Source organism: Chloroflexota bacterium, from assembly GCA_035652535.1.
GTDB lineage: Bacteria > Chloroflexota > UBA6077 > UBA6077 > SHYK01 > DASRDP01.
The window spans coordinates 1-14,187 of the sequence record DASRDP010000060.1 but is presented as its reverse complement, the minus strand read 5'-3'; the positions used below and the strand labels follow the sequence as shown (position 1 = coordinate 14,187).

At 66.3% G+C, this 14,187-nt stretch carries 12 protein-coding genes; 5 read left to right on the top strand and 7 right to left on the bottom strand.

Annotation, left to right across the window (positions count from 1 at the left end):
• The first annotated feature begins 46 nt into the window (after window positions 1–46).
• Window positions 47–1,801, top strand: a complete 1,755-nt coding sequence (locus VFC51_06790; GenBank protein ID HZT06720.1) for an ABC transporter substrate-binding protein — start codon at window positions 47–49, stop codon at window positions 1,799–1,801.
• 48 nt (window positions 1,802–1,849) lie between these two features.
• On the opposite strand, the gene VFC51_06785 is transcribed toward VFC51_06790, so the two are convergent.
• The 3 genes from VFC51_06785 to VFC51_06775 all read right to left on the bottom strand — a co-directional run bounded on the left by VFC51_06785 (window position 1,850) and on the right by VFC51_06775 (window position 4,196).
• Window positions 1,850–2,386: a YetF domain-containing protein gene (locus VFC51_06785; GenBank protein HZT06719.1), complete on the bottom strand. Its 537-nt coding sequence runs from the start codon at window positions 2,384–2,386 to the stop codon at window positions 1,850–1,852.
• 34 nt (window positions 2,387–2,420) lie between these two features.
• On the bottom strand, window positions 2,421–3,143 hold the full coding sequence (locus tag VFC51_06780; protein HZT06718.1) for a hypothetical protein: 723 nt from the start codon (window positions 3,141–3,143) through the stop codon (window positions 2,421–2,423).
• Between the two features lie 123 nt (window positions 3,144–3,266).
• On the bottom strand, window positions 3,267–4,196 hold the full coding sequence (locus VFC51_06775; protein ID HZT06717.1) for a cyclic nucleotide-binding domain-containing protein: 930 nt from the start codon (window positions 4,194–4,196) through the stop codon (window positions 3,267–3,269).
• 136 nt (window positions 4,197–4,332) lie between these two features.
• On the opposite strand from VFC51_06775, the gene VFC51_06770 reads away from it, so the two are divergent.
• The 4 genes from VFC51_06770 (at window position 4,333) to VFC51_06755 (ending at window position 9,421) form a co-directional block, all read left to right on the top strand.
• A complete protein-coding gene (locus VFC51_06770) occupies window positions 4,333–5,466 on the top strand; it encodes an LLM class flavin-dependent oxidoreductase (GenBank protein ID HZT06716.1) in 1,134 nt (377 codons plus the stop codon).
• Window positions 5,467–5,477: 11 nt separating this feature from the next.
• The gene (locus tag VFC51_06765; protein HZT06715.1) at window positions 5,478–6,887 is read left to right on the top strand and encodes a M20/M25/M40 family metallo-hydrolase; all 1,410 of its coding nucleotides are present in this window, start codon (window positions 5,478–5,480) and stop codon (window positions 6,885–6,887) included.
• Between the two features lie 212 nt (window positions 6,888–7,099).
• A complete protein-coding gene (locus tag VFC51_06760; GenBank protein ID HZT06714.1) occupies window positions 7,100–8,113 on the top strand; it encodes a LysM peptidoglycan-binding domain-containing protein in 1,014 nt (337 codons plus the stop codon).
• Between the two features lie 18 nt (window positions 8,114–8,131).
• Complete coding sequence (locus VFC51_06755) at window positions 8,132–9,421, top strand: MFS transporter (protein HZT06713.1); 1,290 nt, start codon at window positions 8,132–8,134, stop codon at window positions 9,419–9,421.
• A gap of 180 nt (window positions 9,422–9,601) precedes the next feature.
• On the opposite strand, the gene VFC51_06750 is transcribed toward VFC51_06755, so the two are convergent.
• From VFC51_06750 to VFC51_06735, 4 genes are all read right to left on the bottom strand, one after another.
• Complete coding sequence (locus VFC51_06750) at window positions 9,602–10,093, bottom strand: VOC family protein (GenBank protein ID HZT06712.1); 492 nt, start codon at window positions 10,091–10,093, stop codon at window positions 9,602–9,604.
• Window positions 10,094–10,147: 54 nt separating this feature from the next.
• Entirely contained in the window at window positions 10,148–10,918 is a 771-nt protein-coding gene (locus VFC51_06745) for an aldolase/citrate lyase family protein (GenBank protein ID HZT06711.1), read from the bottom strand.
• A gap of 625 nt (window positions 10,919–11,543) precedes the next feature.
• Window positions 11,544–11,744: a type II toxin-antitoxin system HicB family antitoxin gene (locus VFC51_06740; protein ID HZT06710.1), complete on the bottom strand. Its 201-nt coding sequence runs from the start codon at window positions 11,742–11,744 to the stop codon at window positions 11,544–11,546.
• Window positions 11,745–11,790: 46 nt separating this feature from the next.
• A partial coding sequence (locus VFC51_06735; GenBank protein ID HZT06709.1) for an AAA family ATPase occupies window positions 11,791–14,187 on the bottom strand: 2,397 nt, incomplete at its 5' end.

Below are 14,187 nucleotides of genomic sequence, written 5' to 3'. Positions count from 1 at the left end.
CGAATCGATCCCAGTACCCACAGGGAGGGACCCGGAGGAGGCCCCAATGCCGCGATTCTGCCGCCTGCCGCGGAGCTGCCGCCTATTACGAAACCACTGTGCGCTCTTGAGTATCGGCGTGATCATCGCGGCATGTGCGCAGTCGCCATCCTCGGGCGCCCCGCCGTCCAATGAGGACTCCGGCGGCCACGCCACTAGGTCGCCAAAAATTCTCACGATTGCGCTCCAGCGGGAGCCGGCCGATTTCGGCGGCTATGGAACCAGCAGCACAACGGCTGGCGGGGCGCAACAGGTGCTTCCCATCGTCAACGACGGGCTCACCTACGCGGACAAGAGCACTGTGAACCATCCCCTGCTGGCCGCGGAGATGCCATCGTTCGAGCGCGGCACGTGGAAAGTCTTCGACGATGGAACGATGGAGACCACGTGGACTCTCCGATCGAACATCAAATGGCACGACGGCACTCCGCTGACGGTCGACGATTTTCAATTCGGATTCGTCGTCGCGAGAGATAAAGACCTTCCCAAAAGGATCCCGCCCACAGTGGCCGCGCAGCGCGAGCTCGCGTTTCCGGACGCACAGACGATGGTCATCTCATGGTCGGCCCTCAACTACGCCGGTGACTTCGCGGGCGTGACGCCGCTTCCGCGGCACATCCTCCAGGAGTCGTACGACACCGATAAACAGGGAGCCTTCGTAAACAACCCGTACTTCAGCACGGAATTTGTTGGCCTCGGACCATACAAGCTCGACCAATGGGAGCGCGGAAGCGAGATCGACTTCTCACGCTTCGACGATTACTACCTCGGTCGTCCACCGTTGGATCGCGTCATCGTCAAGATCATCGGCGACCCGCAAGCGGCAGTCGCCGCGATCCTCTCTGGCGTGGTGGACATCGTCCTGCCGACCGGCGTCGATTTGGACGCGGCGCTCGACGTGAAGCGGCGTTGGGAAGGCTCGGGAAACGTGGTGCGAGCCGACTCGACAGCACGGCCCATCGAGTTCGAGATTCAGTATCGACCGGATGTCGCCCGACCCGTGAACGGAGCGCGCGTCAAGACCGTTCGTCAGGCGCTCTATGAAGGATTGGACCGGGTCGGGCTCAACGAAGTCGGGAGCAGCGGACTCGGCGCGCTGGCGGATAGCTGGGTGGAGCCCACCGACGCGATTCGTCGGGATGTCGAGAGCTTCATCCCGAAGTATCCATCCGACCCGGCCGACGCGGCCCGGCTCCTGGCACAAGCCGGATGGGCGAAAGGACCCGACGGCGTTCTGGTGCACGAGGGCGACGGTGAGCGATTCGATCTGGAAATTTGGGCGAACCAGGCGATCGGCTGGGACAAAATCGCCACCGTCGCGGCGAACCAGTGGAAGGCGCTGGGCGTTGAGGCGACCGTCTCGACCATTCCACCGGCGCTCATCGGAAACCGACAGTACGAATCCGGCTATCCCGGCCTCTTCGTCACCAACGTCAACAAGGAGCAATTCTGGGCCCAGAACTTCGCCGGCCGCTACGACTCCCGCTACATCCCGAGTCCCGCGAACAACTACAACGCCGGCAACCGTGGCGCATACGTCAATCCCACAATCGACGCCATCTACGACCGGATCTACGTCACCCTCGATCCGCGGGCCCTCACCACCCTGTACCAACAGCTCGTCCACGAGGCGATGAGCGACCTGGCGCAGATGCCCTTGTACTGGGAAGTTGTGCCGGTGCTGAAGCTCAAGGGGGTCAAGGACCACGAGGGAGGAATCACGCAAACGTGGTTCTTCTACGATTGGGACAAGGAATTGTAATAGCCAGCAGTCGTCGGGTGCCACCGAGGCCCTGACAAATCTACTTCTCTATCCGGCCGGCTTCCGGCCGCGAACGCGCCGACGCGTCCGGCTGCTTCTGGCATCGGCCGGCACGACGCTGATGGTGCCGTCAACTTCCAGCACCGCCATCTTCACCTGCTCGACGCTCTCGACACCGTGCTCCCGAAGCGCCTGCAGCACCTCGGACTCGGCAAGGCCTTCCCGCCGCAAATGCTCTGGGATGAGCGCGCCGTCGTTCACCAGCAGGGTGGGCGTCCCCAGCACACCGCGCCCGAGCCAGCCGTAGCGAACGAACAGCCGGTTCACGGCGCCGTTCACCACGACCAGCACAATCGCGGCAACAAGTCCACCGGTGAGCGACGTGTCAGGCCCTACCATAGCGTTCTGGACCGCGTTCGAGATGATCAACAGCACGACGAGATCGAACGGAGTCATCTGCCCCAGCTCCCGCTTTCCTGCCAAGCGCAGCAGGAAGAGGAGCGCGACGTAAACGACCGCTGTTCGCACGATGATGGCGAGCAGATCAGCGGGATCGAGGTTCAGGATCGACGCGAAGCCAGTCATATCCAGGCTCGCCGGGCGCCCAGAGCCTCGCCCGTCATGCGAAGGAGCGATTGATTTCGCCGCGGAGACGTTCGACGACGTCGACGAGGCCCGAAAGCTCGGTCGAAGAGAGCATCTTTTCTTGAAACACCACCAGGGAAGGCGGCGTGACCTCGACGTGGGCGCCGGGAGCGCTGAGGATGATTGCACGCACGTCCGGGCTCAGGAAGGATCGAATGGCCTGTTCATCCTCTCCGACAACACGGAAGTACCCATCGAAATCCGCGTCGCCCGTCTCGACGCTCGAGGTTACCGTATCCAACAGCGCCGCTGCTTCCCGGCCGACCCGCGGGAACGATCCCACGAGGCGCGCGGCCAGCCTCCCACGGCCCCAGGGCACGACGCGGACGAGCGGCGCTGAGGTGCCGATCGGCGCGAGCGCCACGGTCGCCGACCGGCGAACATCCGTCCGCTCGCTCGGCCACGCCCCGCCCAGCTCCCGAATGTAGGAGTAGTCGACCACCGCGACGGTATCGGCCTGGAGAAGGTCGAAAAAACGATTGCGCCGGGTCACGCCGAAAATCCCAGGGGCGTCGCGCTCCGCCACAAATCGCGCGGCCTCAGCGGCTCCGGCGAAGGAGTAGCCGTGGGCCGCGGCCCAGCGCCGCCGACCGATGAGCTGGATCCGGTAAACCACGAGCGGACCGACGATGTTGCCCAGGAGCGTGACGATCACACCTGCCGCGAGGAACACCACCAACGGGAGCCATTCCGGCATCGCCCAGCTCCTTCATCGAGATCCTGCCGCCGGGGTCCCGCGCCAGGGTGCCCCGGTGGCCCGGGACACGAGCGGCTCTGCGGCCGGAGCAGCGACCGATGCCGCTGGCGGCGACGGCGACGGTCACCGGGTCGCGCTGAGTCCGCCTTCCATCTCCTGCCGCGCGGTCCACGCGCGGGTCCACTGCCTCTCCGCTTCGAGGATGCGGCGGTTCGCCTCGGCTATGCCCGCGGTCGGATTCCTGACGGGCGCGACCTCGGCCGCCTCCTTGTAGACCTGCGCGGCCTTCTCGCGCGCTTCCAGACACAGAACATATGCCTCGTGAAACCGGCGCACGGCTTTCGGCACGGGCATCAGAGTAAAGTCGCGCGTGTCTTTCGTTACCCGCCAGAGATAGACCGCCGCGTGTTGACCATCGGAATCGCGCGACAGCGACAGGGTGCGCGCATCCTCCGACGCGTTGCGCATCCAGCTCCGGTACTCTTCGTCGAGGCGCTCCATCATCGGCAATGCTGTGGTGAGATACTCATCGACTTCGGTTCGCGGGCGGAGCGCATGCGCGCCTGGCGACTGCCGCGACGGGGCGTGAATCTCGGTGGGGGCCTCGTCGCCACCGAGTCCGGCCAGATCGGCCAACGTCGAATTCGTATCGCGCATCTTTCGCGCGAGAACGGCCAACAGCCGCATCCCCAACAGCGTCGATCGCGCGAGAACCTCGAGGAAGGGGGCGGCAGGCACGAAGTAGGCGGCAGAGACGCCAACAGACGTCGCGGTCCCGGAGCGCGGCTGACCGTCCAGCACACCCATTTCCCCTACGATACCGTTGCGCCCGGCCACGGCGATCTGGGTCTCTCCGTTCTTGTTCTCCGCGGCCACGCGGATCTGCCCGGCCACGACGACGTAGAGCCCGTCGGCCGCTTCCCCTTCACGAAACACGACCTGCCCGGGAAGGAAACGAACTTCCTTGGCTTGAGAAACGACGGGCGCCAGGTCTCCCGGCGACAAGCCGGAAAAGAGCCAGTGGCTGCTTACTCCGGTCGGAGTTGCTGTCATAAGAGGGCATTGTGGCGTCGCATGGCGGAATCGTCAAGCGAATTGGCCGAAATGCGCCCGGCGAGACGGTTTGTATCCATCTACCCGACCAGATACTATGCGGGTCGTCGGCCAGCCGCCGCGGAGAGGGTCTCCGATGAGCCACCGCAACGCTATCCTCGCCCAGGGAAACCACCTCAAGCTCGGCATCTTCGGCGCCAACTGTTCCTCAGGCCGATCCTACATCACGGCGCCCGACCGATGGGACACGAGCTGGGAAAACAACGTTCGCCTGGCCCAGATGGCCGACGACCTGGGCATCGAGTGCATGGTTCCCATCGCGCGATGGAAAGGCTACGGCGGGGAGACGAACCCGAACGGGACGAGCTGGGAGTCGATCACGTGGGCGTGCGGCTTGCTGGCCGCCACGCAACGCATCAACGTCTTCGCGACGGTGCACGTTCCGCTGAATCATCCGGTCGTCGCCGCGAAACAGATGACGACGGCGGACCACATCGGCAAGGGCCGTTTCGGCGTCAACGTCGTGTGCGGCTGGAATGAGGACGAGTTTCGGATGTTCGGCGTGACGAAGAAGGAGCACGACGATCGGTACGCCCAGGGGGCAGAGTGGTGGTCGATCGTGCAGCGGATCTGGGCGGGCGGTCCTCCCTTCGACTTCGACGGTGCCTTCTATCGCCTGGCGGGCGTCGAGGCGTCCCCCCAGCCATTCGAGGGCAAGCCGCCGCTGATGATGAACGCGGGCAGCTCGCCGGCCGGAAGGGCATTCGCCATCCGGTATTCCGACATGCACTTCGACGGCGTACGCTCGCCGGAGGAGAGTCGCGATCGGATCGCAGAGACGAAACAACAGGCACGCGACGCCGGCCGATCGATCCAGGTCTGGACCCCGGTCGGCGTAATCTGCCGACCCTCCGCTCGCGAGGCAGCGGAGTTTGCGGATTACGTCGTGGCCCACGCCGACGCCGGGGCGGTCGGGAACCTGGCCGAGATGCACGCCCGCGACGCGCGCGACCGGACGGACCCCGAGGGCGTGTACCGCAGAACGGGGGAGGAATCGCTCGTTCGGCGCGTTCTCGCGCGCGGCTCGTTTTGCGCCGTCGGCGACCCGGACGACATCGCGGCTGAGCTGGCGCGCCTCCACGCGGCCGGATTCGATGGTCTCGTCCTCAACTTCGTGAACTACCTCGAGGAGCTGCCCTTCTTCGCCGGTGAGGTGATCCCCCGGCTCGAACGGGCCGGCCTCCGCGAAGCCGGGCCGCAAGCCCTGTGACGGGCGCACCGATGGACCCGCACGCCACCCGGCGATTCGTCGACGATCTCTGGGCGCGCTCGGTCGTGCCGACTCTCCACGACTACATCGCCATCCCCAACAAGTCGCCGGCGTTCGATGATGAGTGGCGCGCGCACGGTCACATGGAGCGCGCCGTAGCCCTGCTCTCGGAATGGGTCCGATCGCAGAACCTGCCGGGCGCGAAGGTCGAGACCGTCCGCCTCGAGGGTCGTACCCCGCTGCTGATCATCGAGGCCGAAGGCAACTCGGACGAATGCATCCTCGTCTACGGCCACTACGATAAGCAGCCAGAGTTCGCCGGCTGGCGCGAGGGTCTCGGACCGTGGTCGCCCGTGCTTCAGAACGATCGTCTGTACGGCCGGGGCGGAGCCGACGACGGGTATTCGGTCTTCGCGGCCGTCGCCGCCCTGGGCTCCATCGCGGAGCAGGGCGCCCAGCGGGCGCGGTGCGTCGTCCTGATCGAGGGGTGCGAGGAGAGCGGCAGCGTCGACCTTCCGCACTATCTCGATGCGCTCGCCGACCAGATCGGGTCCCCGGGCCTCGTCGTGTGCCTCGACTCGGGGTGCGGCAACTATGAGCAGCTCTGGGGCACGACGTCCCTTCGCGGGCTGGTCGCCGGCACGCTATCGGTCGAGCTGCTGCGCGAAGGGGTCCATTCTGGATCAGCGTCGGGCGTGGTCGCCTCGAGCTTTCGCGTGCTTCGGCAGCTCCTGAGTCGAATCGAGGACGAACGATCGGGCGCCATCCTTCCCGCGGAGTTCCACGTTGACATTCCAGAGGAGCGTCGGCGGCAGGCGCGGCATCTGGCAACCATCCTCGGCGACCCATCTCGAGATCTCCCTCTCCTGGACAGCGTCACACCCGTCGTGCCCGACGCCGTGGAGCTGATCCTGAACAGGACGTGGCGGCCGACCCTCTCCATCACCGGCGCGGCAGGCATACCCTCATTGGAGAGCGCGGGAAACGTCCTCCGTCCGCGCACGGCGGTGAAGATCTCGATGCGGATCCCGCCGCTCTGCGACGCGGATCGCGCGAGCGCCCGGTTGAAGGAGATACTCGAGGCCGACCCACCCTACGGCGCCCACGTGACCTTCGAGCCCGAACAGCCGGCCGCGGGTTGGTGTGCGCCGCCCAGCGAGCCGTGGCTTACGGCGTCGGTGGACCGCGCCTCGCGAGCGTTCTGGGGGCGAGAGGCCGCCTACATGGGCGAGGGCGGGACGATTCCCTTCATGGCGATGCTGGGCGAGAAGTTCCCCGCCGCCCAGTTCTTTATCACTGGGGTTCTGGGACCGGAGTCGAACGCCCACGGCCCCAATGAGTTCCTGCACCTCCCCATGGCACGCGGCGTAACGTGCGCCATCGCGCACGTCATTGCCGATCATTTCGCTCGCGCCGGATGAGTCACCGGACAAATCCGTGGCGTAATTGAGACACTTTCCCCCTTCTGAGCGGAGACGCGCCCACCACCCGCGGCGTACTATGGCGCCATCCTGTAACCGGAGCGTTACCGACGGTTCGGTGGATTTGCGCCGCCTTCGCGGCAATCGTTGCGCTGGGACCGCTCGCCACCGCGCGGGCAGACGACACGCCGCGCCGGCCAACCTCCTACACGGTGCAGGAGGGGGACACCCTCGGCGGCATCGCCGATCGCGCTGGCGTGACCGTGGACGTCATCGTATCTCTGAACCAGCTATCCGATGCCGACACGATTTACCCTGGGACGATCCTCCGGCTTCCGCAGGGGGTCGATCAGTCGCAGGCTCCGCCGATCCAGTCGCACGCCCAGCACGTTCCGCTTGCCACTCCTCCGGGTCCCGCCCCGGCGCGCGAGGGCGCATCGGCGACATACGTGGTTCAAACGGGCGACACGCTGTACGCCATTGCCCAGCGATTCGGGACGACCCCGTCGGCCATCGTCGAGGCGAACGGGCTGGCGGACCCCGACACTCTGGACGTCGGCCAGCGGCTCGCGGTGCCCCTGGCCTCTCCGCAGGCTGCGGCGCCGGCGAGCACCTCCGCGGCACCGCAGGCGGGGGCGTCGGCCGGAGTCGTCGGTCGAATCGCCGACGCTGGACCAGCCACGGCGAGCCTGGCGCCGGCAGCGCAGGCCCCGCCGACGATCATGCGAACCATTCCCTCCGCGTCGACCGCCGCGGCTCCGCGTGGGTCCGACCACGGCGTCACGATCGCATCGACCGGTGCTGGACCCGTCGCCTCGCTTCGGCGCCCGACAACCGGCACGGCGATCCTGAACCGTGGCGCCGCGCCCGCCGAAGTGCAGATTGCCATGCAGCTCATTGGATCGCCGTACGAGTACGGCGGGGACGCGCCTTCCGGCTTCGACTGCTCGGGGTTCGTCCAGTTCGTGGAGGCACAGGCGGGCCGGAACGTCCCGCGCGACGTCTTCGGCCAGTATGATGCGGGTAGTCACCCGACTGGCCCGCTCCAGCCGGGCGACCTCGTATTTTTTAAGGACACGTACGAGCAGGGGCTGTCCCACGACGGCATCTACATCGGAAATGGACAGTTCATCCACGCGGTTGACGAGAATCGCGGGGTAGCCATTTCCAGCCTGTCCGAGGACTATTACATCGACCATTGGTTTGGGTCGACGCGCCTGCAGTAACGGCCTTTCCATTCGGGACTGCCGATTCGAATTCGTCACCCCTTTTACGGCTGGTACATCGCTGGGACGGCCTTCCTCAGCCTCTTCATCCAGGCGAGCACCGGAGGCTTCACCTTCAGCATCTTCCTGCCGGCCATGGGGTCCGATCTCGGGTGGCCGAGGAGCACGATCGTCGTCGCCTCCAGCCTGAGCTCCATCACCGCGGCGCTGGTGGGGCCGCTCCTCGGGCGGATCGTCGACTGGCGCGGCCCGCGCCTCGTGCTCAGCGCGAGCGTCATTCTGATGGGCCTTGCGCTCGGGGTCTGCGGCACCGTGGAGCAGCCGTGGCAGTTCTACGCAGCCTTCGGCATCGTTGGCGGGGCCGCGCGATCTGCGCTCCAGAGTGTGATTCCCGGCGCCATGATCGCGAACTGGTTCGTTCGCCGTCGATCGGTGGCCTATGGGACCGCGGCGATGGGACCGCCGGTTGCAAACTTCGTCCTCCCACCGGTGATTGCCGCCGTCGTCGGGACCGCCGGCTGGCGAAGCGGCTGGCTCGCGCTCGCGCTCGTGTCGGTCGCGCTGGGGCTCGCCCCCGCGCTCCTCATCGTGCGACGGCGACCGGAAGACATCGGGCTTCGCCCGGACGGCGACGAGACCGATCCGAGTCAACCCGGAGACGCGGCGCCGACGCGCTTGCCGACGATTGGGGCCTCGGCGGAGGACTGGAGCGCGCGCGAGGCGATTCACAGCCGGGCGTTCTGGATGGTGGCGGCTGGCATGGCGCTCATCCTGCTTGCGCCCAACACCTCCATCGTCTTCATGTTCTCCTACCTCGGAAGCAAGGGGATGGAGCCGTCCATGGCGGCGACCGCCATCAGCACCGTGAGCGCGATGCAGGTCTTCTCACGGCTCGTGTTCTGGGCGCCCTTCACCGGACGGATTCCGAGCATTCGGTGGGTCGTCGTGCTATGGGGGTGCCTGCTCCTCTGCGCGAGCCTGCTGCTGGCGCTCGCGGAGGGCGAGATCTGGGCGTTTGTGGCGGCGGGTGTGCTCGGCCTGGGGCTCGGCGGCAACCTGGTGCTGCAGCTGCAAATCTGGCCGGAGTACTTTGGCCGCAAGGCCATCGGCTCGATCATCGGGACCGGCCAGATTCTGCAGGGCTTGAGCACCGCCGTCGTCCCGCTCCTTCTGGCCGCCCTCCTGGACCGGACCGGGAGCTACACGGCGCTCTATCTGATCGTGGCGGGGCTCGTGAGCGTCGGGCTGACGCTCCACCTGATCGTGGGAAAGCCACGCCACCCCCGCGTTAGCGTGGCGCGCGGGTAGAAGGACCGCGACCCAGTGTCCGCGCTTCGACAGGCTCAGAGCCTGCGAAGCGACGTCGTTCCGAGCCGGTAGGCCGAAGAATCTTGGAGGCCCTGTCCGCTCGTGATGAGATTCCTTCGCTTCGCTCAGGATGACAGACGCGTGTCTTCGCACGCTCTTGGCACGGACGCAGTCGCCCCGCTACCGCGCCGCGGCTGATAGCCCGCTCGCTTGGGCGATGATCGCGTCCAGATCCTGATCGAGGTCGAGCGGGTGATTCCCCAGATCGCTTTCGTTGCGCTCGCGGACGACGGCAAAAACCTCGAGTCGATTCCCTTCGGGATCGAGGAAGTAGCAGGACACCGTGTTCCCCTCGGTCACGTACGAATGGCTCACCGTGTGGTCGATGGGAACGCCCATGCGAACGAACTGGTCGTAGAAGGCCTTCACGTCCGCCGGGCTCGGGACGCGAAACGCGATGTGGGCGATGATCTTGGCGCTCCCCTCGCGCCCGCGGGCAAACGCGATCTCGTGGTCGTCGGTCTCGGGGTTCGACGTGAGAAACACGAGGCCACGCGGATCACGATGGCCCTGATGGACGGTCAGCCCGAGAACGTCGCGATAGAACGCGACCATTTTGTCCACGTCTTCGACGTGCAGGACGATGTGGCTCAGCCCCCCGACTCGCGGCATCTCAGCTCCTCCTCTCGGACCGTGCTGTTCCGGCCAATATACCGCACGACGCGGTCACGCGCTGCCGCGGACTTCCTTCAAGTAGGCGCGCGAGGCGGAGATGAGGAGCGGGATCGTGCCCCCCAGGATGAATTGGATCTTCCACTCCTTGGCCCGGGCGATCCCCGCGCTGTCGTAGGCCGTGATGCCCGACGCGAGCCCCGCCGCGTGAATGCGCTTCACGAGGCTGTCAATCACCTCCAGCACCTTCGGGTGGGACGACTCCCCAGGATAGCCGAGACTCGTGGCGAGGTCGTTGGGTCCGATGAAGACGAGGTCGACCCCCTCGACCTTTACGATCTCGTCCAGGTGATCGATCGCCTCCTGCGTCTCGAGCTGGACAGAGACGAGCATGTTGGCGTTGGCGAGACGCGTGTAGTCGCCGAGGCTCCCCAGAAGCCCGAATCCGTTTGCACGGACGCCGGCCAGGCCCCGCCTGCCGACGGGCGGGTATTTGACGGCGGAGACCACGGCGCGCGCCTGCTCCGCCGTGTTCACCATGGGGAGCTGTACACCGAGCACGCCGGTATCGAGATGACGAAGGATGTTCTGGGGCGTGTTCTCGGCGATGCGAACCACGACCGGGAGATTCACGGCGTCGGCGGCGCGAACCTGCGCCTCGAGGGTCTCCACCGACGACGGGCCATGCTCCGCGTCGACGATCACGTAGTCGAACCCGACCATACCGTAGATCTCGACGACGGCCGGAGCCGGAATCGGATGGAACGCGCCGATGATGGTCTGCCCGGACTTCAGCTTCGCCTTCAGGGGATTCTCACGCATCATAGTGGAGCACTTCCTTACGTCATCGAATGGGCGCGCGGCAGCCAACATTTTAGGGCCCGCGCTGCGCGATTACCGTCGCCGGCGGATCCGCGGGGTGACAGAGCGGTGGCGCCGACGGCAGGGCGCTGCCACGTGTTTCGCTCCACTGCACCAAAGTGCGCGAACCGGGCGCTGCGCGGGCCTCGACGACTCGGCTCGAAGCCGACCGGTTGCGCGAGGCGCCGAGTTTGCCCGGTTCTCGCGGATGGAGATCGCATGTCATCCCCCCAGGACAGCGTCGAGGGTCGCCTCCGTGAGAGTGAAGAGCGCTACCGGGCAGTCATCGAGAACGCATCCGACATGATTCAGCGCTGCCGTCCGGATGGAAGCTTCGAATTCGTCAACCACGCATGGCTTACCAAGCTCGGTTACACCCAGGAACAAGCTCGGTTACACCCAGGAAGAGGTGGAGCGGCTCCGCGTCTGGGACATCATCCATCCGGAGTCGCTCAACCGCTGTCAGCCCGTGTTCCAGCAAGCTGCCAGCGGGGCGTCCATCGAGAACGTGCGTGCGACGCTTATCTCCAAGGACGGACAGGCTATACCGGAGGGGCGAACGCGACCTCGCGTATGGTCGACGGCAGAGTCATCGCGACCCACTCGTTCGTCCGGGACCCAGCACGCCAGCGCCGAAGCTCTCCACATGGAATCGAAGTGCGGACGTCACATCTGCCAGCGCCTCTTCATACGTGTCGCCCTCGCCCACGACGACGCCCTTGACGCCGAGCGGATACGCGACGTAGCCGTCATCGTGTTTCTCGACAACAACCTTGAGCAGCTTGCGCATATTTCCCCTGAAGCCACCCTCTGCATCGTACCCATCGGAGGAACGGTCAAGCGTGGAGCAAGCCCTTGTGGCGGAGCGCGCGCTCGAGCGACGGCTGCATCTTCATCGTGCGGAACTCTTCGATGGCGAAGTCGAGGTGGCCCTGTGCCTCCGCTTGCTCCTCCGAAGACCCCTCTAACAACAGCTCGGCCAGATGAAGCCTGGTAATGGCCGCCTCTGGGCGAATTCGCGCGCGTGCGCTGACGTCGAGCGCCTGCCTGTAATACGCTAGCGCCTCGTCAGCTTCCCCCTCGAGCGCAGCGGCATCGCCGATGAGGCGGGCAATACTGAAATGGAACCCGACAGAAAAGAAGCAAATCGTTCCGGAAACCGCGCGGAGCCGGCGAGCGATCTTACGCGCCGCACTGCGATCGGCTTCGAGAGTCGCCGCCTCGAGCAGGAAGGCGAGGATCCATGCCGCTGTCTCATCCTCGTCGGCGCCGACGTCGCCAAATTTCTCGCGCAGCAAACGCGACTCATCGTGGAGCCCCAGGTATGCGAGAAGCAGAGCCCGAACGGCTTGGCCTGGCCGGCTATCGGTCCGGGCCTCATCCACTCCCTCGGGGGTCAGCCGGCCGAGCAGGAATTGCACGCGCGGTGACGGCGAAAACGGTGCGAACCCGAACTCCTCGGCTAGGGTTGCCGCGGACCGATGAGCGGCGAGGGCATCCTCCAATCGACCGTCCAAACACAAAAGGTCACATGAGACCAGTCTCGCCTGGATAACCTGCGTCGCGTCATGAATGCGATCCGCAAGCTGTGCGAACTCACCCCAGAGGGTTTCCGCCCCGGCGCGGTCCCCGCCGACGAGCAGTCGATGGCCGCCGTAGTACAAGCACTGGCCCAGATCTTGACTGCGAGCGCCATCCCGCGGCCGATCCCGAATGTCTTTTGCGATTCGGTCGACGAGCGGCCAGTCGCGCAGCGCCGACAGCCGCGAAAGAGCCCATCCGGAGGCCGCGAAGATGAGACCGTTATCCCCAAGGGACTGCGCCCGCTCCACCGCCCGACGCAGGTACTGATGCGCAGCAGCAGGGCCGGACGACGAGAGGCCCGGGATGCCCAGATACACGTCCGCGTACACGCGATCCGCAGTTCCCGTCTCTGCGTGGGCATCGGCGCGGGCTGCCCATTGTTGCATCGCGTCTCGAGACAATTCAACAGCGACCGTGCTTCCGCGGCTCTGTCGCCAGAGGGCCTCGAGCGCGATGATCGATGCGCGTGCGGCTCTCCGCGCATCAGCGCAGGTTACCGCTAGCCCAAACGCCTCCTCCGCCACAGTGGAGGCAATCCGCTGTGGCGCCTCCAGCGGCAGCATGGCCTCGGCCTGGGCCAACAGCAGGTCGCACCGCTTCTGCTTGTCGTCCGGGTCGAGCACCTCCTGCGTCCGCAGGGCTTGCTCGATGTGCTGCACCGCCTCCGCGTACGCAAACACCTGCATCGCCCGCTGCGCCGCCAGCTCCGAGTATTGCAGCGCCTTCACCAGGTCCGCCGGCTCCGTGCTCTGCGAGAAGTGCTCCGCCAGCTCCGCCGCGTGCTCCTCGATCCGCCTGCCGTAGGTCTCCTCCAACGCTCGCCCCACCTGCTGGTGCAGCCGGATCCTCCTCGGCACGAAGATCTCCTCGTACAGCGTCTGCCGAAAGAACGCGTGGGTGAACCGAAACCCCACCGAGCCCGGCGCGTGCCGCTCCTCGATCACCGCCCGACCCTGCGCCTCTTCCAGCGCCGACACCACTTCGTCCTCGCCCACGCCCGCCACCCGCTGGAGCACATCCAACCGAAACTCCCGCCCGATCACACTCGCCACCGACAGCACCTGGTTCGCCTTCTCCCCCAGCCGCGACAGCCGTTTCCCAATCACATCCCGCAGCCCCTCGGGAATGTGCTCCTCCAACGCCGCCGTCCGCTGCCAGTGCCCCTCCTCCCGCCGGACGAGCCCCTCCTCCGCCAGATACCGCAGCACCTCCTGCACGAACAGCGGGTTCCCCTCCGTCTGCCGATGCACCGCCTCCGCCAGGCTCCAGCTCACCTCCTGCCCGGCGATGGCCCCCATCATCCGATGCACCTCGTCCGCCGTCAGCCCCCGCAGCGGCACCCGCAGAAACGCCGAGCCCCGCCTCAGCTCCGCCAACGCACCGGACAGCGGGTGCGCCCGGTCCACCTCCACGTCCCGATAGTTCCCCACGATCAAGAGCCGTGCCCCGCTAAGCTGCCGCGCCAGAAACACCAGCAGGTCCAGCGTCCCCCGGTCCGCCCAGTGCAGGTCCTCCAGCACGATCAACAGCGGCTGAACGCTGCTCGCGTTCTTCAGAAATCCCGCCAGCGCCTGGTACAGCCGCCACCGGTCCTCCTCCGGGTCCGCACTGGGCGGCTTCACCTCCACCGACACCCGGTCCCGCACCTC